Origin of the sequence: Pseudomonas fluvialis, from assembly GCF_014207935.1 — a bacterium.
Classification (GTDB): Bacteria; Pseudomonadota; Gammaproteobacteria; order Pseudomonadales; family Pseudomonadaceae; genus Aquipseudomonas; species Aquipseudomonas fluvialis_A.
Window position 1 is genome coordinate 222,541 of record NZ_JACHLL010000001.1, and the last position, 22,813, is coordinate 245,353.

A 22,813-nucleotide genomic window follows, 5' to 3' on the forward strand; every position below is an offset into this window, starting at 1 on the left:
CGGCCTGAGGAGCGAGAATGGATGAACGACGCCTGCACAACCGCCACGCTGCCGAGGTGACGCTGGAGGTCTTTGATGTGCACAGCGGGCGCCGCCTGGGCCGCATCGTCGACCTGTCGCTGGACGGCTTCATGCTGTTCAGCGAAGAGCCCATCGCCGCAGACTCGGTGTGGGAGTGCCGCCTGCAGCCCTGCCCACCACTGGATGAACTGCCCCCAGTAGAGGTGGGCGCCGACTGCCTGTGGAGCCGTCCCGGCGCCGACAACCAGCACTGCTGGGCGGGCTTTCACATCATCGATATCGACGAGAGCAACAGCGCCCATCTGGAATCGCTACTCGAGCACCTCTGAAGCCAGAGGCCGCGAAGCCCGTGCGCCGAGCAATTGCAGGCGCACCAGGACCCACGGCATCAAGGCGGCCACAAAAAGGCCCATGATCAGGCCGCGAACCACCTGCCACAGCCAGTCCTGCAGCGGCCACAGGTCTGCCAGCGCCTTGAGCGCCACTTGCAACAGTAGAAACGCACCAGCACCCAGCGCCGCCGCCAACAGCCGCCGCCAGGTGGAGACCTGCGCATGACTATCCAGCCAGCGGCCTTCCAGACGATAACCGAGCAGTACCCCGACCAGCATCGCCGCCAGCAACGGCACGTAATGTGGCGCCGTGCCTTGCCAGGCCAGCTGAAAGCCCAACGCCAGCAGCACGATAAGCCCCAGATGCCAGAAGGCATTCGCCTCGCGCCACCAGCGCAGCGGCTGCACCAGCGCGAAACCGAGCAGGGTCAGCGCGCCGAGCAGCGCACCGCCCAACACATCCTCCAGATCATGGGCCCCCAGATACAGGCGACTAAAAATGATGCCGCTGACCACCACCCCACTGAGTAGCCACATCCAGCGCTGGCGCAACTCATAGGCCAGCCAGAGCCAGAGCACCACGGCGATCTGCGCATGGCCACTGGGCAGCCCAAAGCTCTGCCCCACTTCATGGTCCATGCGATAGTCCAGCGCCGGACGAGGGTCCTGCCAGAGATCCTTGCAGAACGCATTGAACACCGCAGTAAAGGCCACCAGCAGGAACAGGCGCAGGAACAACGGCTTGTTCCAGGCCCAGTAACCCAGCGGCAGGAAGAACAGGATGAACTTCTCGTAACCCAGCTGGGTGAAGCCATGCATCAGCGGCGTCAGCCAGTCGTGGCGCAAGGGCAGGACCCAGGACAGGTCGTGAAGAATCTCGGGCATCAATGCTTCTCATCAGGGTCGGGGCAATACCGCCAGTCTGGCCGGAATTTGCCGCGCCACGCAATCCTCGTACATGGCCCCGACCACACTTAGGCAACCATTCATGCCCTGTATTCACAGGCATACAACGGTCGCCTGGCACTTCGCGCTAGCATCGACACCAGCCGGGGCCCTGCCGCCAACACCGAGCCAACTGCCCTCCACACAGTACAAAAATAAGCTGGAGCCCCATGAGCGCACCCTTCAATACCATCCTGATCGCCAACCGCGGCGAGATTGCCATCCGCATCGCACGCGCCTGCGCTGACCTGGACATTCGCTCGGTGGCGGTGTTCGCCGAAGACGACGGCGCTAGCCTGCACACGCGCAAGGCCGATCTCGCCGTGCCGCTGCGCGGGCGCGGCGTGCCGGCCTACTTGGACATGGACCAACTGATCGAAGTGGCCCGCGCCCAGGGCTGCGACGCCATCCATCCCGGCTACGGTTTTCTCGCCGAGAACGCCGAGTTCGCTCGCCGCTGCCAGTCCGCCGGCATCGTCTTTATCGGCCCTGATCCGAGCGTACTGGAACTGTTTGGCGACAAGGCCGCCGCCCGCGCCCTGGCCGAACGCTGCGGCGTACCTCTGGTGGTCGGAATCAACCAGGCGGTGAGCCTGGAGCAGGCCCAGGCCTTCTGCGCCGAACATGGCGCGGTGATGCTCAAGGCCCTGGCCGGCGGCGGCGGGCGCGGCATGCGCGCGGTGTTCGCGCAGGACGAGCTGGCCGAGGCCTATGCGCGCTGCCAGTCCGAGGCCCAGGCGGCGTTCGGCAACGGCGCCCTGTATGTCGAGCAACTGGTGCGCCAGGCGCGGCATATCGAGGTGCAGGTGCTCGGCGATGGCAGCACGGTCAGCCACCTGTGGGAGCGCGACTGCAGTTTGCAGCGGCGCAACCAGAAGCTGGTGGAAATCGCTCCCAGCCCAGACCTCGACAACGAGGTGCGCGCGGCGATCATCGAGTGCGCCCTGCAACTGGCCGGCGCGGTGAGCTACCGCGGCATCGGCACCTTCGAATTCCTCCTCGATGCCGAGCAACCGGAGCGCTTCTATTTCATGGAAGCCAACCCGCGGGTGCAGGTGGAGCACACCGTGACCGAACAGATCACCGGCGTCGATCTGCTGCACACCCAGATCCGCCTGATTGCCGGCGCTTCCCTCGACCAGTTGGGCCTGCGCCAGCCACCGGCCGTGCAGGGCTGCGCCGTGCAGCTGCGGATCAACCTGGAAACCCTTCACGCCGACGGCAGCACGCGCCCGGCGGTCGGCACTCTCGCCGCCTACGAGCCGCCCAGCGGCCCCGGCCTGCGGGTGGACGGCTACGGCTACGCCGGCTACCCGGTCAGCCCCAGCTACGACTCACTGCTGACCAAGCTGATAGCCACCGCACCCGACTACCCCGCCGCCCTGCGCCGCGCCTACCGCGCGCTGTGCGAATTCCGCCTGGACGGCGTGGCGAGCAACCTGCATCTGCTGCAGAACCTGCTGCGCCTGCCCGAGGTGCAGGGCAACCGGGTCAGCACCCGCTTCGTCGAGAGCCGCCTGGACGAGCTGCTCGCGGCCCAGCCCAAAGCTCATGCCCATCACTATTTTTCCGCCAGCCTGGCACAGTCCGCGACCGGCCCGCGACCGGTCGACGCCCCGCCCGGCACCCAGCCGCTGAACACGCCGAGCACCGGCGTGCTGGTGTGCCTGGAAGTGGCCGAGGGCGACGCGGTGGCCGCCGGCCAGACCATCGCCGTGCTGGAGGCGATGAAGATGGAGTTCGAGGTGCGCGCCAGCCACAGCGGCATCATCCGCGCGCTGGTCGCCCAGCCGGGCGATACCCTGGCCGAAGGCCAGGCGCTGCTGTTCATCGAACCGGCCGAGGTGGCCGCCGAGCACGGCCACAACGAACAGAGCCTGGACCTGGCGCATATCCGCGCCGACCTGGCCGAAGTGCTGGAGCGCCACGCACGCCTCACCGACGAACGCCGCCCCCAGGCCGTGGCCAAGCGGCGCAAGACGGGCCAGCGCACGGTGCGCGAGAACCTCACCGACCTGCTGGATGACGGCAGCTTCATCGAATACGGCGCCCTGGCCCTGGCCGCGCAACGACGGCGTCGTTCAGCCGAGGAGCTGATGGAGCTGAGCCCGGCCGATGGCCTGGTCGCCGGCATCGGCACGGTCAACGCCGGCCAGTTCGGCAGCGAAACGGCGCGCTGCATGACCATCGCCTACGACTACACGGTCTTCGCCGGCACCCAGGGCGTGATCAACCACAAGAAGACCGACCGCATGCTGCAGCTGGCCGAACAGTGGCGCCTGCCGCTGGTGCTGTTCGCCGAGGGCGGCGGCGGCCGGCCCGGCGATACCGACTTCGTCGGCGTGGCCGGGCTGGACTGCCACACTTTCGTTGGCATGGCCAGACTCTCCGGCCTGGTGCCGCTGGTCGGCGTGGTCTCCGGGCGCTGCTTCGCCGGCAATGCCGCCCTGCTCGGCTGCTGCGACGTGATCATCGCCACCGAAAACGCCAGTATCGGCATGGCCGGTCCGGCCATGATCGAAGGCGGCGGCCTGGGCAGCTTCAGGCCCGAAGAGGTCGGCCCGGTGTCGGTGCAGGGCCCCAACGGGGTGATCGACGTGCGGGTGGCGGATGAAGCCGAAGCCGTTGAGGTGGCCAAACAGTACCTGTCCTACTTCCAGGGACCGCTGGCCGACTGGGACTGCGCCGACCAGCGCGAGCTGCGCCACCTGATCCCGGAAAACCGCCTGCGCGTCTACGACATCCGCCGAGTGATCGAGCTGCTGGCCGACCGCGACTCGGTGCTGGAACTGCGCCGCCAGTTCGCCCTGGGCCTGATCACCGCCCTGGTCCGCATCGAAGGCAAGCCGTTCGGCCTGATCGCCAACAACCCCGCGCACCTGGGCGGTGCCATCGACGCAGCGGCCGGCGACAAGGCCGCGCGCTTTATGCAGCTGTGCGATGCCTTCGACATCCCCCTGCTGTCGCTGTGCGACACCCCTGGCTTTATGGTCGGGCCGGAGGCGGAGAAACAGGCCACGGTGCGCCACGTATCACGCATGTTCGTCGCCGCCGCCAGCCTCAGCGTGCCGTTCTTCACCGTGGTGCTGCGCAAGGGCTACGGCCTCGGCGCCCAGGCCATGGCCGCCGGCAGCTTCCACTCGCCGCTGTTCACCATCGCCTGGCCCAGCGGCGAGTTCGGCGCCATGGGCCTGGAAGGCGCGGTACGCCTGGGCTTCGCCAAGGAACTGGCGGCCCAGGCGGACGCAGTGGCGCAGCAGGCGCTGTTCGACAAGCTGGTGGCCAAGGCCTACGAGAACGGCAAAGGGCTGAATATGGCCAGTTACCTCGAAATAGATGCCGTCATAGACCCCGCCGAGACCCGTGCCTGGCTGCTGCGCGGGCTGAATGCCACGCCGCGCCCGGCCGCGCGAACCGGCAAGAAGCGGCCATTTGTCGACACCTGGTGAGACAGCGGCAGCGCGGCCCTGCGCCGCGCTGCCGAAGGGCGGTGCTTTCGGGTAAACTGCGCGTCTTTTTATGCCTATAACGATCCGCCTGATGCCGACGACCTTCCACCAGATCCCCCGCGAGCGCCCCGTCACACCGCTGCTCGACCGTGCCGACACCCCGGCCGGCCTGCGTCGCCTGGCGGAAAGCGAACTGGAAGCCCTGGCCAACGAGCTGCGCCAGTACCTGCTGTACAGCGTCGGCCAGACCGGTGGGCATTTCGGCGCGGGCCTCGGCGTGATCGAGCTGACCATCGCCCTGCACTACATCTTCGACACCCCGGATGACCGTCTGGTGTGGGATGTCGGCCACCAGGCCTACCCGCACAAGATCCTCACCGGTCGCCGTGAGCGCATGAGCACACTGCGTCAGAAGGATGGCCTGGCAGCCTTCCCGCGTCGCAGCGAGAGCGAGTACGACACCTTTGGCGTCGGCCACTCCAGCACCAGCATCGGTGCGGCGCTGGGCATGGCCATCGCTGCACGCCTGCAGGGCTCGCCGCGCAAGAGCGTGGCGGTGATCGGCGACGGCGCGCTGACCGCCGGCATGGCCTTCGAGGCGCTTAATCACGCCTCCGACGTCAAGGCCAACATGCTGGTGGTCCTCAACGACAACGACATGTCGATTTCGAAGAACGTCGGCGGCCTGTCCACCTACCTGGCCAAGATCATCTCCAGCCGCACCTATTCGAGCATGCGCGAGGGCAGCAAGAAGATCCTCTCGCACCTGCCCGGCGCCTGGGAGATCGCGCGCAAGGTCGAGGAGCACGCCAAGGGCATGCTGGTGCCCGGCACCCTGTTCGAAGAGCTCGGCTGGAACTACGTCGGCCCGATCGACGGCCACGACCTGCCGACCCTGCTGGCCACGCTGCGCAATATGCGCGACCTGGAAGGCCCGCAGTTCCTCCATGTGATCACCAAGAAGGGCAAGGGCTTCGCCCCGGCCGAGGCCGATCCAATCGGCTACCACGCGATCACCAAGCTGGAACCGCTCAACGCCGAGGCCGCGCCCCTCTCTATCCCGAAGCGGCCCTCCGGCCCCAAATACTCCAGCGTTTTCGGCCAGTGGCTGTGCGATATGGCCGCCGCAGATCCACGGTTGGTCGGCATCACCCCGGCGATGAAGGAAGGCTCCGATCTGGTGGCGTTCAGCGAGCGCTTCCCGGAGCGTTATTTCGACGTCGCCATCGCCGAGCAGCACGCCGTGACCCTGGCCGCAGGCATGGCCTGCGACGGCATCAAGCCGGTGGTGGCGATCTACTCCACCTTCCTGCAGCGCGCCTACGACCAACTGATCCATGACGTGGCGGTGCAGAACCTCGACGTGCTGTTCGCCATCGACCGCGCCGGTCTGGTCGGCGAAGACGGCCCGACCCACGCCGGCAGCTTCGATCTGTCCTACCTGCGCTGCATTCCGGGCATGCTGATCATGACCCCCAGCGACGAAAACGAACTGCGCCGCATGCTCACCACCGGGCACCTGTTCAATGGCCCGGCGGCGGTACGCTACCCGCGCGGCAGCGGCCCGAATGCGCCCATCGAAACAGAGCTGTTGCCGCTGGAAATCGGCAAGGCCGTGATCCGTCGTCAGGGTCAGAAGACCGCGCTACTGGTATTCGGCGTGCAACTGGCCGAGGCCCTAAAGGTAGGCGAGACACTGGATGCCACCGTGGTCGACATGCGCTTCGTCAAACCGCTGGACGAAGCCCTGTTGCGCGAACTGGCCGACAGCCACGAACTGCTGGTGACCATCGAGGAAAACAGCATCATGGGCGGCGCCGGCAGCGCGGTCAGCGAGTTTCTCGCCGCCGAAGGCCGGATCAAGCCCATGCTGCACCTGGGTTTGCCGGACTACTACGTGGAGCACGCCAAACCGGCAGACATGCTCGCCGAGTGCGGCCTGGATGCCGCCGGCATCGAAGCCAGCATCCGCCAGCGCCTGGCGCTGCTTGAGCAGAATTCACGCTAAACCCGATCTGATCTGCTTGTTTTTCATGGCCGCGCCCCTTAAGGTGCGCGGCGTTTGGTGTTCCACCCAGGTGCGCCAGCCTTCAGGCTGGTGATAATCGGGAAGCCGGTGCGCTCATCACGAGCTATCCCGGCACTGCCCCCGCAACGGTAATCGAGCGCAGCCAGAGGGCTGCACAGGCGTTCAGCAAGCCACTGGGACTCGTCCTGGGAAGGCGAACGACTGAGCCTCGAGAGTCCGGAGACCGGCCTGGATGGAGTCGACTGGTGTTGCGGAGGGCAGCACCGTCAAGCACAGCCCGCACATGCAGGGCTGTGCTTGTCTGCCCTCCTCAAAAGTTCATTCCCGCTTTTGAGGCTTCCTGATGAAATTGTCCCACCTGGCCCTGGCCATCTCCCTTGCCCCTACACTGACCCTGGCTGACGCTCAGCAGGCGCTGGAAATTCCACCACTGGTGGTGACCCGCGCCACGCCGATTCAGCAAACCACCCCGGCCAGCGTCAAGGTCATCGACCGCAAGCAGATCGAAGCCAGTGGCGCCAGCGCACTGGTGGACGTGCTGCGCGGCCAGGCAGGCCTGCAGATCCGCGACACCCTGGGCGACGGCAACCGTGTCGGTGTCAGCCTGCGCGGCTTCGGCGAGAACGCGGCCAACAACACCCTGGTGCTGGTCGACGGCCGCCGCCTGAACAACCCCAGCCTGCAGGGGCCGGACCTCAACAGCGTGCCGCTGGCCAATATCGAGCGCATCGAAATCCTGCGCGGCGCAGGCACCGTGCTCTATGGCGATCAGGCCGTCGGCGGGGTGATCAACATCATCACCCGTCAGCCCAAGGACAACGAGGCCTATGTCGAGAGCAGCATCGGCAGCCATGACCTGGAAGCCTATCGCGGGCATGTCTACCAGCAGCTCGGCGCCGGTTTCTCCGCCTATGCCAGTGGCGAAGCACGCAACAGCGACGGCTACCGCGACCACAACAACGCCAGCTATGACGACGCCTTCCTGCGTCTGCGCCACGACCACGAAGGCGGCCACGCCCTCTACGAATACCAGAGCATCGACGATGAGCTGAAATTTCCCGGCTACCTGACCGCAGCCCAGCGCCGTAGCGACCGCAAGGCCAGCTACGCCGCCAACTCCAATGGCTGGAATGACAGCAACACCCAGGTACACCGCCTGGCCCTGCAACAGGCGCTGAACGACTGGCTGACCGCCGATCTCGACTACAGTCACCGCGACACCGACGGTCAGGGCACCTACAACAGCGCCTGGGGCGACTCGCCCTTCACCCAGGGCACCCGTGTGGAAACCTTCAGCCCGCGCCTGTCCGGTCACTTCGACAGCAGCCTGGGACGCAGCGACTGGCTGTTCGGTCATGACCACACTCAGAGCGACTACGAATACCGCTCCAGCTATGGCGCCACCCTGTTCCGCCAGACCCTGCGCGACTGGTACGGCCAGCTGACCCAGCCGCTGACCGACAGCGTCAGCCTCACCGCTGGCTACCGCGCCAGCGAGGCCGAAGACCGCAACAAGGGTGCCGACACCAGCCACACCGACCGCGAAGGCAGCAGCAGCCTGGGGCTGAACTGGCAGGTCGACGAACAGCTGCGCGCCTTCGTCAAGCGCGAGGATGTCCTGCGCTGGGCCAACGTCGACGAGAACGGCTTCGTCGGTCCGGACGTGGACTTTCTCAAGCCACAAACCGGTACCTCCTGGGAAAGCGGACTGGAATGGCAGGATGGCGTGCAGCGCTACCAGGCCACTCTGTATCGCCTGGATCTGACCGACGAACTGATGTACGACCCGCTGGCCGCCGGCCCCTTCGGTTTTCCCGGCGCCAACATCAACCTGGACAAGACCCGCCGCGACGGTCTGCTGCTGGAAGCCGAACGCCAGCTGACCAGCCGCCTCTCCGTCGGCGGTCAGTACAGCTTCACCGACTCCGAATACCGCGACGGCAACTATCAGGGCAATGAAGTGCCGTGGGTCTCCCGCCACAGCGCCAGCGCCCATGTCAGCTACCAGATCCTGCCGGGGCTCAAGGGCTACCTGGAATCGGAATACACCGGGGCACGCTACCTGGCCAGTGACGATGGCCACGCCATGCCCCGCGAAGGCGGCTACACCCTGTTCAATGCCGCGCTGAGCTACGACTACCAGCAGTTCACCAGCAAGCTGCGGGTCAACAACCTGACCGGCAAGCGCTACGACAGCTTTGCGACCTACGCCAACTGGGTTCCCGGCAGCAAAGGCCTGTACCCGGCGGCCGAGGAAGATGTGCAGCTGAGTGTCGGCTACCGCTTCTGAAACCGCTGAACAACAAAAGGCCCCTTCCGGGGCCTTTTGCTTGATGCCTGCCTACCGGGCCTCGTGCAGCACCGCGCAGAGTTTTTCCAGCGCGCCGAGCATCTGGAAACTCGGCCGCTCCAGCCCCTTGTCGGGCACCTCCCAGAGTTGCCGCTTGCGCACCGCCTGCAGGGTCGACCACTGCTGCCAGGGTTCCAGCTGAGCGTCGCTGCCGCCCAGGATCACTTGCGGATCACGCGCCAGCACCGCCTCGACGCTGACCTGCGGTGCCGGCAGGGACAGGTCGGCGAACACATTGCGCGCACCGCACACACGCAGCGCATCGCTGACGATCTGTTGCCCGCCCAGGGTGAACAGCGGCTCGTGCCAGACCTGATAGAACACCGTCACCGGCTCGCGCCGGGCATAGCGCTGGCGCAAGTCGGCCAGGCCCTGGGTGAAGCGTGCCGACAGGCGTTCGCCCGCCTCGGCCCGCCCCAGCTGCACGGCGATTTCGCGGAACTGCCCGGCCAACTGATCCAGATCATGGGGCTCGGCCACATACAGCGGGATGCCCAGGCCTTCGAGCTGCTCGCGCTGGCTGCGGGAAATACTGTCCGGCCAGAGCAGCACCAGATCGGGCTTGAGACTGAGCAGGCTTTCCAGCTCCAGCTGGGCATGCCGTCCAACCGAGGGGCGATCGAGCAAGACAGACGGGCGCACACCGGAGTCCAGCACCCCGACCACCAGGTCGGCGCTGTCCAGCTCGACCATGATTTCAGCCAGTGAAGGGGCCAGCGTAATCACCCGGGGCGCCGCTGCCAGCGACTGCGCCAGCAGCAAGGCACCCAGTGCCAGGGCGGTTTTCAGCCCAGCTGAGGCGGGAGGCGATAGAGCCACAGCAGCACCACGCTGGCCAGCGCCAGCAGGGTCAGGGCCACCGCATTGAGTCCGGCGAGCACCGCCAGGGCGCCTATCCAGGCTGGCAGACCAGCCGCCAGCAGGCCCTTGCTGCGCTGACGCGCCAAGGCCAGCCAGGCGTCATGCTCGGCAGCGGTATCGAGGCTGCGCTCGGTGGCAATCAAGGCGCGCTTGTAGGCGGAGAACAACGGCAGGGTCACGAACAGCGAGGCCAGAGCGGCAATGAACAGCGGCATTTCCAGAATGGCCAGCAGGGCGGCATCCCCGCCGAAAACAAGGCTCGTCGCCAGCAAGGGTGCCAGGCTCAGCAGCAGCTGACGCCACCACTGCACGGCCAGGCGCCGACGCACCTCGCCGCGAGTCATTCTTCTTCCTGGTGCTTGAGGCCGAGCATGTGCCCCAGCTTGCCGGCCTTGGTCGCCAGGTACAGCTTGTTGTGCGGATTGAGGCCGACCTGCAGCGGAACGCGCTCGGCCACGCGCACGCCAAAGCCTTCCAAAGCATTGACCTTGCGCGGATTGTTGGTCATCAGCTTGATGGTGCTGATGCCCAGATGATCGAGCATCGGCTGGCAGATCGAGTAGTCGCGCTGGTCGGCGGCAAAGCCCAGACGCTCGTTGGCCTCTACCGTGTCGGCACCACCATCCTGCAACTCATAGGCGCGGATCTTGTTCAGCAGACCGATGCCACGACCTTCCTGGCGCAGGTACAGGAGCACGCCACGACCTTCGGCGGCAATCGCCCGCAAGGCTGCCTCCAGCTGTGCGCCACAGTCGCAACGCTGACTGAACAGGGCATCACCGGTCAGGCATTCGGAATGCAGACGCCCCAGTACCGGGGCACCATCGGCCACGTCTCCCAGGGTCAGAGCCACATGCTCCTTGCCACTGGCCTCATCGAGGAAACCATGCATGGTGAACACCGCGAAGGGCGTGGGCAATTGCGAGGCGGCGACAAAAACGACAGACACCGGGAGCTCCTGGAAATCGGCAGCAGGTGGAAATCAGGGCGGGCATTGTAACAGCAGCGCCTGGCCCTGGGGTCATGCCGATGGCGGCAATTGCCTGGCTGAATGACGGGCTCGCTTGCGTTGATTCAGCGAAGACTCAGAGCTTCGATTCCAGCTGCAGAACGCCCTGCTCTTCGCGCCAGCGCACGCGACTGAGGAAGCTCATGCCCAGCAGCACATCAGTCGGCGCATCGCCTTCGAGCACCGCCGCTTCGACACCGACCACTTCGATACTGCCGACTTTGACGTTGGGCAGGGTGATCTGCCAGGCCTTTGCGACACCACTGGCGGTATTGACCACCATCGGCCGGCCACTCACGCGAAAATCGATCCCCAGCCGGCGCGCCTGCGCCTCGTTCATCGCCACCGAGGTCGCTCCGGTATCGACCAGGAACTGCACCGGCTGCCCCTTGATCGCCCCGGCCACCCAATAGTGCCCACCCACACCCTGGGCAATGCTCAGCTGCTGCTTCTCCGGCGCGCTGTAGCCCTGGGAGTAGTCGCGACTGAGCTCATAACGCCGCTCGACACCCTCGACCCGCAATTGCGCACCAGTGCGATCGACGCTGACCACCTGCACGCCAGCCGGACCGGCCTGCCCCACCTTGACCAGCTTGCGCACGCCGTCGACATTGAGCACGGCAGCTCCCGGAAACAGGCCGACCACCTGTACGGCGGGCGCGGCCCAGGCCAGCGGCGCCAGGGCCAGCAACAGGGGCAGCAGCCCGCGCGAAAGGGAGTTACGGCAACGCATAAGGTTTCTCCAGTTCCTTGTCGAAGGGGTACGGCGCATCCCAGCGCTTGAACAGCGGCCGCAGTGCACCGGAACGCACCAGTTCCTGCAGACGCCGGTCATAGATCGCCGCCAGCTCGCGGCCATGGGCATCATCGACAAAGCCAAGGTACAGCGGCAAGCGGGTCAGCGGGGTAATCCGATAGCCCTGCGGGCTGTCCGCCTCGGCCAGCACATCCTCGACCTCGGTGCTGGCATCGATGAAGAAGTCGGCATGCCCGCGATCAAGCATGGCGAGGATACCCCCGCGCCGATGCACCTCGCGGAACTCGCGCACATTGGGCAGATACTTTTCGTAGCTGTATCCCCGCGCCCACGACAGGCGATAGCGACCCAGCGTCTCGAGGGTCGGCACCGGCTTATCGATCAGGCTCAGGGCGCTGATCTGGTCGGCATCGTAGTGCCAGCGCGGAAAGAACACCCGCGGCACCTCGTTGGCATACGCGCCGATGAAGGCATCCGCCTCGCCACGCTGTACCAGGCCAATCGAGCGGGTGTAGGGCACGATGCGGTAGTGGAGTTCGACCCCAGCCGGCTCATAGACCTTGCGCAGCAGATCGAAGGCTAACCCTGTACCGTCTGGATTGGTGTGTCCCGGCCACTGTTCGGTGACCAGATTGATCCTGTGAAGCGGCCCGGCCTGCGCCTGCGGCAGCAGCGCCAGAGCGCCCAACAGCAACCACCACTTGCCCATGCAGCCTCCTGTCAGGCGAAACCCCAGATGATCAACTGCATGCTCAGCCAGGCGAAGACTCCGGCCAGGACATCATCCAGCATGATGCCGACCCCGCCATGCACATGCCGGTCGATCCAGCGGATCGGCCAGGGCTTGAGAATATCGAACAGGCGAAACACCAGGAAGCCTAGCAGCAACCACTGCCAGCCGGCGGGCACCAGCCACAGGGTAATCCACATGCCGACCATCTCGTCCCAGACGATGCCTTCGTGGTCGTGCACCCGCAGGTCATCGGCGACCTTGCCGCACAGCCAGAAGCCGAACAGCATGGTCACTCCCAGCATCAGCCAGTAGCCCCAGTCCGGCAGCATCTGCCACAGCGGCATGAACGGCAGCGCCACCAGCGACCCCCAGGTACCGGGCGCCTTGGGCATGGTGCCGGAGCCGAAGCCGAAGGCGAGGAAGTGCCAGGGGTTGCGCCACACGGAGGGTGGAATGGGCGTCGCAGGGTTGTCAGTCACGGTCTTGTCCAAAATGTTGATAGCCGCCTACAGGCTGCGGCAGCTCGCGGCCATCCTCGGCCAACAGTCTTACCTCGCCGCACCCGACCTCGACCCGCCCCAGCACAGCCAGCTCCGGCCACTGCGCCTGCAACTCGGCAAGATGCTCCGGCGGCAGGGTAAACAGCAGACGGTAGTCATCGCCACCACTGAGTGCGCCACGCAGTACCTGTTCGCGAGGCAGCAGCTGCAAAGCAGGCGACAGCGGCACACGCGCCTGCTCGATACACAGCGCCACACCCGAAGACGCGGCGATATGCCCGGCATCGGCCAGCAGGCCATCGGAGATATCCAGCGCCGCACTGGCCAGCCTACGCAGCGCCTGACCCAATGCCAGCTGCGGCTGCGGCTGCCAGTAGCGCGCCAACAAGGGCTCCGCCAGCGCGGCGGGCAGTTGCTGCTGGCCCAGCACCAGCGGCAGGGCCGCCGCCGCATCGCCTAGGCTGCCACCGACACACAGTAGGTCGCCCGGACGCGCGCCACTGCGGCGCAGCGCCGCCCCGGCGGGGACACGGCCGAACACGGTCAGGGTCAGGCTCAGCGGGCCGCGCGTGGTATCGCCGCCGATCAGGCGCAGGCCATGACGCTCGGCAGCCTGATTGAGGCCCCCGGCAAAAGCCGCCAGCCAGTCGGCTCCAGCTTGAGGCAGCGTCAGGGCGAGAGTGAAGCCGATGGCCGTGGCGCCCATGGCTGCCAGATCGCTAGCCGTGACGCCTAGAGCGCGCTGGGCCAACAGAGAGGGATCACAGGGATCGGGGAAGTGCACCCCGGCTACCAGGGTATCGGTCGACACGGCCAGCTGTTCACCAGCAGGCAAGGTCAGCAGGGCACAGTCGTCGCCGATACCCAACGCGACTTCGCCGCCGGCCTGGGCACAGGACGCGGCGGCGAAGAAACGGCGGATAAGCTCGAACTCGCCCACAACAAGCTGCCGGGTCAGCGCTTGTTGGCTTTGACTTCAGCCGCGCGCAGGCTCGGTGCCAGCTTGTCCAGCACACCATTGACGAACTTGTGTCCGTCGGTGGCGCCATAGACCTTGGCCAGCTCGATGCCTTCGTTGATCACCACGCGATACGGGACATCCAGGCGATTGCGCAGCTCGAAGCTGGAGAGGCGCAGGATGGCCAGCTCGACCGGATCGAGATCCGCCAGCGGACGATCCAGGTGCGGGATCAGCAGCTCGTCGATATCGCTCTTCTGCGCAGGTACACCGTGCAGGATCTCGCGGAAGTAGGCTCCGTCGACGTGGGAGAAATCGTTGTCGACGCGGAACTGCGCCTCGATCTCGTTGATCGACTGGCCAGCCATGTGCCACTGATACAGGGCCTGCATGGCCAGGCTACGGGCCTGACGACGCGCCGCGGTCTTGCCCTTGGCCGGCTTACCGGCAGGCTGCTCGGGGCTGTCGATATCGTGATTCAGGCTCACTTGGCCTCCAGGGCCGCCAGCAGGCTGACCATTTCCAGAGCGGAGAGCGCGGCTTCGGCGCCTTTGTTGCCAGCCTTGGTGCCGGAACGCTCGATGGCCTGTTCGATGGAGTCGACCGTCAGCACGCCAAAGGCGACCGGTACACCAAACTCCATGGACACCTGGGCCAGGCCCTTGGTGCACTCACCGGCCACATATTCGAAATGCGGGGTACCGCCACGGATCACCGCACCGAGGGCGATGATGGCGGAGTACTCGCCACGCTGGGCAACTTTCTGGGCCACCAGGGGAATCTCGAAGGCGCCCGGCGCACGGATCAGGGTGATGTCGCTTTCGCTCACACCGTGGCGTACCAGAGCGTCAACGGCACCGCTGACCAGGCTTTCGACGACGAAGCTGTTGAAGCGGCCCACTACCAGGGCGTACTTGCCCTTGGGGGCGATGAAGGTACCTTCGATGGTCTTCAGGGTCATGGCGAGTCTCGTATGGCGTTAAAGAGCCAGTGCGCCACTCACAGCGCACTGTAAACATAGGATATGAACAGCGGGTCGGCAGACCGGCTTATTCAGCGGGCACGTATTCTACTACTTCCAGGTCGAAGCCGGATATCGCGTTGAACTTCATCGGCGAGCTGAGCAGGCGCATCTTGCGCACGCCCAGGTCGCGCAAAATCTGCGAGCCGGCACCCACGGTACTGTAGGTCGCTGGGCTCGCGGACTTGCTTTCCGCGCCTTGGCTGCGTTCCAGCTGAGCCAGCAGCTCCGGACCGTTGATCGGATTGCCCAGCAGCAGCACCACGCCGCTACCGGCCTTGGCCACCTCGGCCATGGCCGCACGCAGGCTCCAGCGCCCGGCCTGCTTGACCATGAACAGGTCGCGCAGCGGGTCGGCGTTGTGCACACGCACCAGGGTCGGCGTTTCGGCGCAGATACTGCCCAGGGTCAGGGCCATGTGCACGCTGTCGTCCAGGGCATCGCGGTAGCTGACCAGATTGAACTGACCCAGCTCACTGTCGATCTTCTGCTCGCTAACGCGCTGCACGGTGCGCTCATGAATCAGGCGGTAGTGGATCAGGTCGGCGATGGTGCCGATCTTCAGGTTGTGCTCGGCGGCGAACACTTCCAGCTCCGGACGGCGGGCCATGGTGCCGTCGTCGTTCATGATCTCGCAGATCACGCCGCTCGGCTCGAAACCTGCCATGCGCGCCAGATCGCAGGCGGCCTCGGTGTGGCCGGCACGGGCCAGCACGCCACCGGGCTGGGCCATCAGCGGGAAGATATGGCCCGGACTGACGATATCGTCGGCCACGGCGCCCTTGGCCACGGCAGCCTGCACGGTGCGCGCGCGGTCGGCCGCGGAAATGCCGGTGGTCACGCCCTCGGCGGCTTCGATGGAAACGGTGAACTTGGTGCCAAAACCGGAACCGTTGCGCGGCGCCATCAGAGGCAGCTTGAGCAGCTCGCAGCGCTCACGGCTCATCGGCATGCAGATCAGGCCGCGGGCGAAACGGGCCATGAAATTGATGTGCTCGGCGGTGACGCATTCCGAGGCGATGATGATGTCGCCTTCGTTCTCGCGGTCCTCGTCATCCATGAGGATGACCATCTTGCCGGCGCGGATATCTTCGATCAGTTCTTCAGCGGTATTCAGAGCCATGGGGCCAATCCTTACTTATTTGAGGTAGCCGTGTTCGGCCAGAAAGCTTTCGCTGATGCCAGAAGCGGCCGGCTCGGCGGCCTTGTCGCCGAGCAGCAGACGCTCCAGATAACGCGCCAGCAGATCGACTTCGAGGTTGACCTGCCGTCCGGGGCGGTAGTCGGCCATGATGGTTTCGACCAGGGTGTGCGGCACGATGGTCAGCTCGAACTCGGCACCATTGACGGCATTCACCGTCAGACTGGTGCCATCGACGGTGATCGAGCCCTTGAGGGCGATGTACTTGGCCAGCTCGCGCGGAGCGCGCACGGTGAACTGGATGGCGCGGGCATTGTCCTCGCGCTTGAGAATTTCGCCCACTCCGTCCACATGGCCGCTGACCAGATGGCCGCCCAGGCGGCTGCTCGGTGTCAGGGCTTTTTCCAGGTTGACCTTGCTGCCGGTCTTGAGATCGATAAAGGCGGTGCGCGCCAGGGTTTCGCGGCTGACGTCGGCCCAGAAGCCGTCGCCAGGCAACTCCACGGCAGTCAGGCACACGCCGTTGACAGCAATGCTATCGCCCAGTTTGACGTCCGCCAGATCCAGCTTGCCGGTTTCCACATAGACACGCACATCGCCACCCTTGGGGCTCAGCGCGCGGATGGTGCCAATGGCTTCGATAATGCCGGTGAACACGGTTGAAACTCCTGTTTTGAGAAAAACAGGGCACAAGAATCGAAAGGGATGGACCGGACACACGCCAGGCGCGTCCGTCACGCAATCCCGCTCTCTCTTTATCCGGACTATGACCGTCGGCCCCGGAATCACACCGGGTCTGCTGACCTCCGCCGACTGGTAAGCCGTGGGAGCGCTCGCGGGCTAGCAGCCTTGCGCTGCATTACCGCCGGTGGGGAGTTGCACCCCGCCCTGAGAACGTTATGGCCACTCGCGTGGCTGCGGCAGTTTTACCACAGATTGCCGCGCCACGGGAGCGTACTAGGCACTGGCAACGGGTACAGCGGTAATCCGCCAGTCATCCCCCACGGCGCGCATATCGGTGATTTTCAGCTGCGGCGCCTCGGCCATACGCGCCAGCGGCCAGTCCAGCAGCGGGCGGGCAGAGGAGCCGAGGAACTTGGCGGCGACAAACAACTGGTACTCGTCGACCAGCCCGGCGCGGGCAAAGGCGCCGGCCAGTTTCGGCCCGGCCTCGACCAGCACCTCGTTGGCACCACGCCCGGCCAGCTCCTGCAACAGTTTGCGCAAGTCGACATGGCCATGGGCGTGGGGAATGGCCAGCAATTCATGCCCCTCTTCCTGATAGCGCTGCCGCGCCGAGGCCACCGCGCAGGTCGCCACCAGCGTTCTGCCAGCCTGAAAGAAAGGCGCATCGAGGGGCACGCGCAGGCGCCCGTCGATCAGCACGCGCAGCGGCGGCCGGTCGATGGCCAGGGCCGTCAGCTCGGCGTTCAGTCCCAGTTCCTCGGCACGCACCGTCAGCCGCGCCTGATCGGCCAGCACGGTATCGGCACCACTGATGACCACACTGGACTGGGCGCGCAGCCGCTGCACCGCGGCGCGCGCCGCAGGGCCGGTGATCCACTGACTCTCGCCACTGGCCATGGCCGTGCGCCCGTCCAGGCTCATCGCCAGTTTGACCCGGACAAACGGCAGGCCGCGCACCATGCGCTTGATGAAGCCGACATTCAGTGCCCGCGCCTCGCTTTCCAGCACACCACAGGCCACTTCGATGCCAGCCTCGGCCAGCCGTGCCAGCCCCTGCCCAGCCACCTGCGGATTGGGGTCCTGCATCGCCGCCACCACCCGCGCCACACCAGCCTCGATCAGCGCATTGGCGCAGGGCGGAGTGCGACCAAAGTGGCTGCACGGCTCCAGCGTCACGTAGGCGGTGGCACCGCGCGCCCGGTTGCCGGCGGCGCGCAGCGCGTGCACTTCGGCGTGCGGCTCGCCAGCCTTGGCGTGCCAGCCCTCGCCGACGATCTGGCCATCACGGACGATCACGCAACCGACGCGCGGATTGGGATGGGTGGAATACAGCCCCTTGCGCGCCAGCTCCAGCGCCCGCGCCATATAGGCCTGATCGGACAGCGGCACTCAGTCGTGCTCCCGCGACAGGCGCTCGATCTCTTCGCGGAACTCGTTGAGGTCCTGAAAGCGGCGGTACACCGAGGCAAAGCGGATATAGGCCACTTCATCGAGCTTGGACAGTTCGGTCATCACCAGTTCGCCGAGCACCCGCGACTTCACCTCACGCTCGCCGGTGGCGCGCAGCTTGTGCTTGATATGGGCGATGGCCTCTTCCAGACGCTCGACGCTGACCGGGCGCTTCTCCAGCGCCCGCTGCATGCCGGCGCGCAGCTTCTCTTCGTCGAAGGGCTGACGGCTGCCATCGGACTTGATCAGGCGCGGCATCACCAGTTCGGCGGTCTCGAAGGTAGTGAAGCGTTCCTCGCAGGCCAGGCACTCGCGCCGGCGGCGCACCTGCTCGCCCTCGGCGACCAGACGGGAATCGATGACCTTGGTGTCGTGGGCACCGCAGAACGGACAATGCATGGCGGCAACTGGCAGTGGCAAATGAAGCGGCCATGGTAGCCGATCCCACTCTCAAGACAAGCCAGCCACTTTGCGGTATACAGGCGCCCGTCGAATTTCACCGGGAGCCTGCCCATGTCCCCGCACCGCCTTGCGCTGCTGTCCCTCGCCCTGCTGCTGGCCGCCTGCAGCAGCCAGCCGGAAAAAGCCTCGCCGGCACCGGCCAAGCCCAAACGCCCGAGCTCCGAGCAGGCCATTGCCGCGCCGCTGCCGGGCCACCTGCGCCAACTCAGCGGCAGCCTGCTGGGCATTCCTGCCGACGCCGAAGCTGAGATCGCCCTGTTGCAGGTCGACAGCAAGGGCCGCCCTTTGAAGAGCTATGCCAGCCAGCGCCTGCTGGGCCAGGGCGGCGCCCTGCCCTTTGCGCTGAGTTTTGATCCGCAGAGCCTTCCGGGTGACGGCCGTTTCGAACTGCGCGCCCGGGTCAGCCAGTCCGGCCGGCTGATTCTGCGTCTGCCACCGCAATCCCTGAATCCGACCCAGAGCCGTGACTTCGGACCGCTGCAGCTGGTGCGTGCGCCATGAGCGCCCCGCTCAGCCTGCTGCAACCGCTGCAGCAATTGCTCGGCGACGCCCAGCTCAGCGTCGAAACCCTGCCCGGCACCGACCTCAGGCTATGGCTGATCGATGCGCTGAACATGGACCGCGCCTTCAACGCCGAGGAAACCCGGCGCATCCTCGAAGAGCCGCCCTACTGGTGCTTCTGCTGGGCCAGCGGCCTGGCTCTGGCCCGCTGGCTAGCCGAACGGCCCGAATGGGTGCGCGGCAAGCGCGTGCTGGACTTCGGCGCCGGCTCCGGTGTGGCGGCCATTGCTGCGGCCAAGGCGGGGGCGCTGGAAGTGGTGGCCTGCGACCTCGACCCACTGGCGATCGAAGCCTGCCGCGCCAACGCGGCGCTCAATGGCGTTGAGCTGAGCTATTCGCCGGACTTCTTCGCCGAGGATGACCGTTTCGACCTGATCATCGTCGCCGACGTGCTCTACGACCGCGCCAACCTGCCGCTGCTCGATCACTTCCTCAGTCGCGGCCGCGAGGCCCTGGTAGCCGACTCGAGGGTCAAAGACTTCCAGCACTCGCTCTACCAACGCCTGGGCATGCTGGACGCCTGCACCTGGCCGGACCTGGCCGAGCCGGCCGAGTTTCGCAACGTCAGCCTGTATCACGCCCGCCGCTAACCCTTGTATACCGGCGCCAGAGCCCGCATCTTTAGCCGCATTGCCCTCGCCTCCATCTGAGATCCGACATGAGCGACACCCCTTACATCTTCGACATCGCAGGCAGTGCCAGCTTTGAACAGCTGGTCATCGAGAACTCCTTCCACAAGCCGGTGCTGGTGGACTTCTGGGCCGAGTGGTGTGCGCCGTGCAAGGCTCTGATGCCGCTGCTGGCCAAGATCACCGAGGAGTACCGCGGCGAACTGCTGCTGGCCAAGGTCAACTGCGATATCGAACAGGACATCGTGATGCGCTTCGGCATCCGCAGCCTGCCGACCGTGGTGCTGTTCAAAGACGGCCAGCCGGTTGACGGCTTTGCCGGCGCCCAGCCGGAGTCGGCCATCCGCGAGATGCTCAAACCCCATGTGGCCGAGCCGGCACCGCTGGCCGCCGACCCGATGGAAGCCGCCCAGGCGCTGTTCGCCGAAGGCCGCATCGGTGAGGCCGAGGCCCTGCTCAAGCAGGTGCTGACCGAGAACAACGAGAACGGCGCGGCACTGATCCTCTACGCCCGCTGCCTGGCCGAACGCGGCGAGCTGGGCGAGGCCGAGGCCGTGCTCAATGCGGTGAAGGGCGACGAACACAAGCAGGCCCTGGCCGGCGCCAAGGCGCAGCTGACCTTCCTGCGTCAGGTCGAACAACTGCCGGAAGCCGCCACGCTGAAATCACGTCTGGCGCAGAACGAGCAGGACGACGAGGCCGCCTACCAGCTGGCCATCTGGCAACTGGCACGCCAGCAGTACGAGCCGGCGCTGGACGCCCTGCTCCGGCTGTTCGTGCGCAACCGCGGCTACGAGAACGGTCTGCCGCACAAGACCCTGCTGCAGGTGTTCGACCTGCTCGGCAGCGATCACCCGCTGGTCACCGCCTACCGGCGCAAGTTGTATCAGGCGCTGTACTGACAGCCAGGTTGCATCGGGATCAAACAACAACGGCGCCTTCCGGCGCCGTTGTTGTTTGCAGCTGAACGCTTACTGCGCCAGCTTCTTGTAACGCACGCGGTGCGGCTGGGAGGCCGCGTCGCCGAGGCGTTTCTTGCGGTCGGCTTCGAACTCGGTGTAGTTGCCTTCGAAGAAGTACACCTTACCGTCGTCCTCGTAGGAGAGGATGTGGGTGGCGATACGGTCGAGGAACCAGCGGTCGTGGGAGATCACCACGGCCACGCCCGGGAAGTCCAGCAGCGCCTCTTCCAGAGCACGCAGGGTTTCCACGTCGAGGTCGTTGGACGGTTCGTCGAGCAGCAGCACGTTGCCGCCCTGCTTCAGGGTCAGGGCCAGGTGCAGACGGCCGCGCTCACCACCGGAGAGGTCCTTGACGAACTTCTGCTGGTCGGCGCCCTTGAAGTTGAAGCGACCGACGTAACCACGCGACGGCACCTCGTAGTTGCCGACCTTGATCATGTCGAAGCCGTCGGAAACCTGCTCCCACACGGTCTTGCTGCCATCAAGGCTGTCGCGGCTCTGGTCGACGCTGGCCAGTTGCACGCTTTCACCGATTTCGATGCTGCCCGAATCCGGCTGCTCCTTGCCCATGATCATGCGGAACAGGGTCGATTTACCGGCACCGTTACCACCGATCACGCCAACGATGGCGCCCTTGGGGATGCTGAAGGACAGGTCGTCGATCAGCACGCGGTCGCCGTAGCCTTTGCAGACGTTCTTGAACTCGATGACCTTGTCACCCAGGCGCGGACCGGCCGGGATGTAGATTTCGTTGGTCTCGCTGCGCTTCTGGAATTCCTGCGACTGCATTTCCTCGAAGCGCTGCAGACGGGCCTTGGACTTGGCCTGGCGTCCCTTGGCGCCCTGGCGCACCCACTCCAGCTCGGCCTTCATGGCCTTGGCGTGGGAGGATTCCTGCTTGGCTTCCTGGGCCAGACGAGCCGCCTTGGAATCCAGCCAGCCGGAGTAGTTACCCTCGTAGGGGATGCCGTGGCCACGGTCCAGTTCCAGAATCCAGCCGGCGACGTTGTCGAGGAAGTAGCGGTCGTGAGTGATCGCCACCACGGTGCCGGGGAAGTCGTGCAGGAAGTGCTCCAGCCAGGCCACCGAGTCGGCGTCCAGGTGGTTGGTCGGCTCGTCCAGCAGCAGCATGTCCGGGGCCGACAGCAGCAGGCGGCACAGCGCCACGCGGCGCTTCTCGCCACCGGAGAGGTGCTCGATCTTGGCGTCCCAGGCCGGCAGACGCAGGGCGTCGGCGGCGACATCCAGCTGACGTTCCAGGTTGTGGCCGTCGGCGCTCTGCAGGATGGCTTCCAGCTTGGCCTGCTCGGCGGCCAGGGCGTCGAAGTCGGCGTCCGGCTCGGCGTAGGCGGCGTAGACCTCGTCGAGGCGGGCCTGGGCCTGCTTGATCTCGCCCACGGCCTCTTCGACGATGTCACGCACGGTCTTCTGCGGGTCCAGCTGCGGTTCCTGGGGCAGGTAGCCGACCTTGATCCCCGGCATCGGGCGGGCTTCGCCGTCGATCTCGGTGTCGACGCCGGCCATGATGCGCAGCAGGGTGGATTTACCGGCGCCGTTAAGGCCCAGCACACCGATCTTGGCGCCGGGGAAGAACGACAGGGAGATGTCCTTGAGGATTTCACGCTTCGGGGGAACAACCTTGCTCACCCGGTGCATGCTGTAGACGTATTGAGCCATGACTGACCTTGTTGCGGGAAAATGAGGAACTGCCGGGAGCGGCCTATGCTGTTCAGGACGCCTGCCCGCGCGCGTGGCGCAAAGCTACCGGAATGCAGGCCCGCGGGCAAACCACGCTCGTCGCCTGTACTGGCACTTCGCCGCGGCAGCAGGCATGCTTGCAACAGCCCACGCGGCTGACTCCCGCTTTCCTGCCCATTCGCCGTAGAAGCAGGCCTATAACGTGCAAGTTCCCGCTCCCCAGCGTCCTTCCCGCCAGCTGACCGATGCCAGCGGCCTG

At 65.9% G+C, this 22,813-nt stretch carries 22 protein-coding genes and 2 riboswitches; of the genes, 7 read left to right on the forward strand and 15 right to left on the reverse strand.

Annotation, left to right across the window (positions count from 1 at the left end):
- Positions 1-17 precede the first annotated feature (17 nt).
- Positions 18-350, forward strand: coding sequence for a PilZ domain-containing protein (locus HNP49_RS01105; protein ID WP_184679866.1), 333 nt, complete (start codon positions 18-20; stop codon positions 348-350).
- Here HNP49_RS01105 and HNP49_RS01110 read toward each other — a convergent pair.
- Positions 333-1,238 (reverse strand): phosphatase PAP2 family protein, encoded by a 906-nt coding sequence (locus tag HNP49_RS01110; RefSeq protein WP_184679868.1) that lies wholly within the window; start codon positions 1,236-1,238, stop codon positions 333-335. The genes HNP49_RS01105 and HNP49_RS01110 overlap by 18 nt on opposite strands.
- Before the next feature lie 230 nt (positions 1,239-1,468).
- Here HNP49_RS01110 and HNP49_RS01115 point away from each other — a divergent pair, with 230 nt between their 5' ends.
- The 3 genes from HNP49_RS01115 (at position 1,469) to HNP49_RS01125 (ending at position 9,066) form a co-directional block, all read left to right on the forward strand.
- Positions 1,469-4,747 (forward strand): carboxyl transferase domain-containing protein, encoded by a 3,279-nt coding sequence (locus tag HNP49_RS01115; protein ID WP_184679869.1) that lies wholly within the window; start codon positions 1,469-1,471, stop codon positions 4,745-4,747.
- A 91-nt stretch (positions 4,748-4,838) separates the two neighbouring features.
- Positions 4,839-6,755, forward strand: coding sequence for a 1-deoxy-D-xylulose-5-phosphate synthase (gene dxs / locus HNP49_RS01120; RefSeq protein WP_184679871.1), 1,917 nt, complete (start codon positions 4,839-4,841; stop codon positions 6,753-6,755).
- Positions 6,756-6,806: 51 nt separating this feature from the next.
- Positions 6,807-7,023, forward strand: a riboswitch (cobalamin riboswitch).
- A 96-nt stretch (positions 7,024-7,119) separates the two neighbouring features.
- On the forward strand, positions 7,120-9,066 hold the full coding sequence (locus HNP49_RS01125) for a TonB-dependent receptor (protein ID WP_184679872.1): 1,947 nt from the start codon (positions 7,120-7,122) through the stop codon (positions 9,064-9,066).
- A 51-nt stretch (positions 9,067-9,117) separates the two neighbouring features.
- Here HNP49_RS01125 and HNP49_RS01130 read toward each other — a convergent pair whose 3' ends face one another.
- The 13 genes from HNP49_RS01130 to nrdR all read right to left on the reverse strand — a co-directional run bounded on the left by HNP49_RS01130 (position 9,118) and on the right by nrdR (position 18,641).
- Positions 9,118-9,945, reverse strand: a complete 828-nt coding sequence (locus HNP49_RS01130) for a cobalamin-binding protein (protein ID WP_409372511.1) — start codon at positions 9,943-9,945, stop codon at positions 9,118-9,120.
- Positions 9,912-10,331: an MFS transporter gene (locus HNP49_RS01135; protein ID WP_184679874.1), complete on the reverse strand. Its 420-nt coding sequence runs from the start codon at positions 10,329-10,331 to the stop codon at positions 9,912-9,914. The genes HNP49_RS01130 and HNP49_RS01135 overlap by 34 nt, the downstream gene beginning before the upstream one ends.
- Positions 10,328-10,936 (reverse strand): GTP cyclohydrolase II, encoded by a 609-nt coding sequence (gene ribA / locus HNP49_RS01140; RefSeq protein ID WP_184679876.1) that lies wholly within the window; start codon positions 10,934-10,936, stop codon positions 10,328-10,330. Before ribA ends, HNP49_RS01135 begins: the two co-directional genes overlap by 4 nt.
- Positions 10,937-11,072: 136 nt before the next feature.
- Positions 11,073-11,729 (reverse strand): TIGR02281 family clan AA aspartic protease, encoded by a 657-nt coding sequence (locus HNP49_RS01145; RefSeq protein ID WP_184679878.1) that lies wholly within the window; start codon positions 11,727-11,729, stop codon positions 11,073-11,075.
- Positions 11,716-12,462, reverse strand: coding sequence for an ABC transporter substrate-binding protein (locus HNP49_RS01150; RefSeq protein WP_184679879.1), 747 nt, complete (start codon positions 12,460-12,462; stop codon positions 11,716-11,718). Before HNP49_RS01150 ends, HNP49_RS01145 begins: the two co-directional genes overlap by 14 nt.
- 11 nt (positions 12,463-12,473) lie before the next feature.
- On the reverse strand, positions 12,474-12,965 hold the full coding sequence (locus tag HNP49_RS01155; protein ID WP_184679881.1) for a phosphatidylglycerophosphatase A: 492 nt from the start codon (positions 12,963-12,965) through the stop codon (positions 12,474-12,476).
- Entirely contained in the window at positions 12,958-13,926 is a 969-nt protein-coding gene (gene thiL / locus HNP49_RS01160) for a thiamine-phosphate kinase (protein ID WP_184679883.1), read from the reverse strand. The genes HNP49_RS01155 and thiL overlap by 8 nt, the downstream gene beginning before the upstream one ends.
- Before the next feature lie 14 nt (positions 13,927-13,940).
- Entirely contained in the window at positions 13,941-14,414 is a 474-nt protein-coding gene (gene nusB / locus HNP49_RS01165; protein ID WP_311772066.1) for a transcription antitermination factor NusB, read from the reverse strand.
- Positions 14,415-14,428: 14 nt separating this feature from the next.
- Positions 14,429-14,905 (reverse strand): 6,7-dimethyl-8-ribityllumazine synthase, encoded by a 477-nt coding sequence (ribE, locus tag HNP49_RS01170; RefSeq protein WP_095940392.1) that lies wholly within the window; start codon positions 14,903-14,905, stop codon positions 14,429-14,431.
- An 88-nt stretch (positions 14,906-14,993) separates the two neighbouring features.
- Positions 14,994-16,088, reverse strand: coding sequence for a bifunctional 3,4-dihydroxy-2-butanone-4-phosphate synthase/GTP cyclohydrolase II (gene ribBA / locus HNP49_RS01175; protein WP_184679887.1), 1,095 nt, complete (start codon positions 16,086-16,088; stop codon positions 14,994-14,996).
- Positions 16,089-16,103: 15 nt separating this feature from the next.
- Entirely contained in the window at positions 16,104-16,763 is a 660-nt protein-coding gene (locus HNP49_RS01180; RefSeq protein WP_184679888.1) for a riboflavin synthase, read from the reverse strand.
- Between the two features lie 85 nt (positions 16,764-16,848).
- Positions 16,849-17,006, reverse strand: a riboswitch (FMN riboswitch).
- A 57-nt stretch (positions 17,007-17,063) separates the two neighbouring features.
- A complete protein-coding gene (gene ribD / locus HNP49_RS01185) occupies positions 17,064-18,182 on the reverse strand; it encodes a bifunctional diaminohydroxyphosphoribosylaminopyrimidine deaminase/5-amino-6-(5-phosphoribosylamino)uracil reductase RibD (protein WP_311772052.1) in 1,119 nt (372 codons plus the stop codon).
- Positions 18,183-18,641, reverse strand: a complete 459-nt coding sequence (gene nrdR / locus HNP49_RS01190; protein WP_095940643.1) for a transcriptional regulator NrdR — start codon at positions 18,639-18,641, stop codon at positions 18,183-18,185.
- Between the two features lie 114 nt (positions 18,642-18,755).
- Between nrdR and HNP49_RS01195 the strand changes: the two genes are divergently transcribed.
- From HNP49_RS01195 to trxA, 3 genes are all read left to right on the forward strand, one after another.
- On the forward strand, positions 18,756-19,205 hold the full coding sequence (locus HNP49_RS01195) for a YbaY family lipoprotein (protein ID WP_184679889.1): 450 nt from the start codon (positions 18,756-18,758) through the stop codon (positions 19,203-19,205).
- Positions 19,202-19,855, forward strand: coding sequence for a methyltransferase (locus tag HNP49_RS01200; protein WP_184679890.1), 654 nt, complete (start codon positions 19,202-19,204; stop codon positions 19,853-19,855). Before HNP49_RS01195 ends, HNP49_RS01200 begins: the two co-directional genes overlap by 4 nt.
- 68 nt (positions 19,856-19,923) lie before the next feature.
- Positions 19,924-20,796: a thioredoxin gene (gene trxA, locus HNP49_RS01205; RefSeq protein WP_184679891.1), complete on the forward strand. Its 873-nt coding sequence runs from the start codon at positions 19,924-19,926 to the stop codon at positions 20,794-20,796.
- A gap of 69 nt (positions 20,797-20,865) precedes the next feature.
- On the opposite strand, the gene ettA is transcribed toward trxA, so the two are convergent.
- Positions 20,866-22,533 (reverse strand): energy-dependent translational throttle protein EttA, encoded by a 1,668-nt coding sequence (gene ettA / locus HNP49_RS01210; protein ID WP_184679892.1) that lies wholly within the window; start codon positions 22,531-22,533, stop codon positions 20,866-20,868.
- Between the last annotated feature and the right edge of the window lie 280 nt (positions 22,534-22,813).

What these genes read in the sequence shown, in the direction of transcription:
- HNP49_RS01105 (WP_184679866.1), top strand. Translation starts at nt 18, where the DNA reads ATGGATGAACGACGCCTGCACAACCGCCACGCTGCCGAGGTGACGCTG.
- HNP49_RS01110 (WP_184679868.1), bottom strand. Translation starts at nt 1,238, where the DNA reads ATGCCCGAGATTCTTCACGACCTGTCCTGGGTCCTGCCCTTGCGCCAC.
- HNP49_RS01115 (WP_184679869.1), top strand. Translation starts at nt 1,469, where the DNA reads ATGAGCGCACCCTTCAATACCATCCTGATCGCCAACCGCGGCGAGATT.
- dxs (WP_184679871.1), top strand. Translation starts at nt 4,839, where the DNA reads ATGCCGACGACCTTCCACCAGATCCCCCGCGAGCGCCCCGTCACACCG.
- HNP49_RS01125 (WP_184679872.1), top strand. Translation starts at nt 7,120, where the DNA reads ATGAAATTGTCCCACCTGGCCCTGGCCATCTCCCTTGCCCCTACACTG.
- HNP49_RS01135 (WP_184679874.1), bottom strand. Translation starts at nt 10,331, where the DNA reads ATGACTCGCGGCGAGGTGCGTCGGCGCCTGGCCGTGCAGTGGTGGCGT.
- HNP49_RS01145 (WP_184679878.1), bottom strand. Translation starts at nt 11,729, where the DNA reads ATGCGTTGCCGTAACTCCCTTTCGCGCGGGCTGCTGCCCCTGTTGCTG.
- HNP49_RS01150 (WP_184679879.1), bottom strand. Translation starts at nt 12,462, where the DNA reads ATGGGCAAGTGGTGGTTGCTGTTGGGCGCTCTGGCGCTGCTGCCGCAG.
- ribE (WP_095940392.1), bottom strand. Translation starts at nt 14,905, where the DNA reads ATGACCCTGAAGACCATCGAAGGTACCTTCATCGCCCCCAAGGGCAAG.
- ribBA (WP_184679887.1), bottom strand. Translation starts at nt 16,088, where the DNA reads ATGGCTCTGAATACCGCTGAAGAACTGATCGAAGATATCCGCGCCGGC.
- nrdR (WP_095940643.1), bottom strand. Translation starts at nt 18,641, where the DNA reads ATGCATTGTCCGTTCTGCGGTGCCCACGACACCAAGGTCATCGATTCC.
- HNP49_RS01195 (WP_184679889.1), top strand. Translation starts at nt 18,756, where the DNA reads ATGTCCCCGCACCGCCTTGCGCTGCTGTCCCTCGCCCTGCTGCTGGCC.
- HNP49_RS01200 (WP_184679890.1), top strand. Translation starts at nt 19,202, where the DNA reads ATGAGCGCCCCGCTCAGCCTGCTGCAACCGCTGCAGCAATTGCTCGGC.
- trxA (WP_184679891.1), top strand. Translation starts at nt 19,924, where the DNA reads ATGAGCGACACCCCTTACATCTTCGACATCGCAGGCAGTGCCAGCTTT.
- ettA (WP_184679892.1), bottom strand. Translation starts at nt 22,533, where the DNA reads ATGGCTCAATACGTCTACAGCATGCACCGGGTGAGCAAGGTTGTTCCC.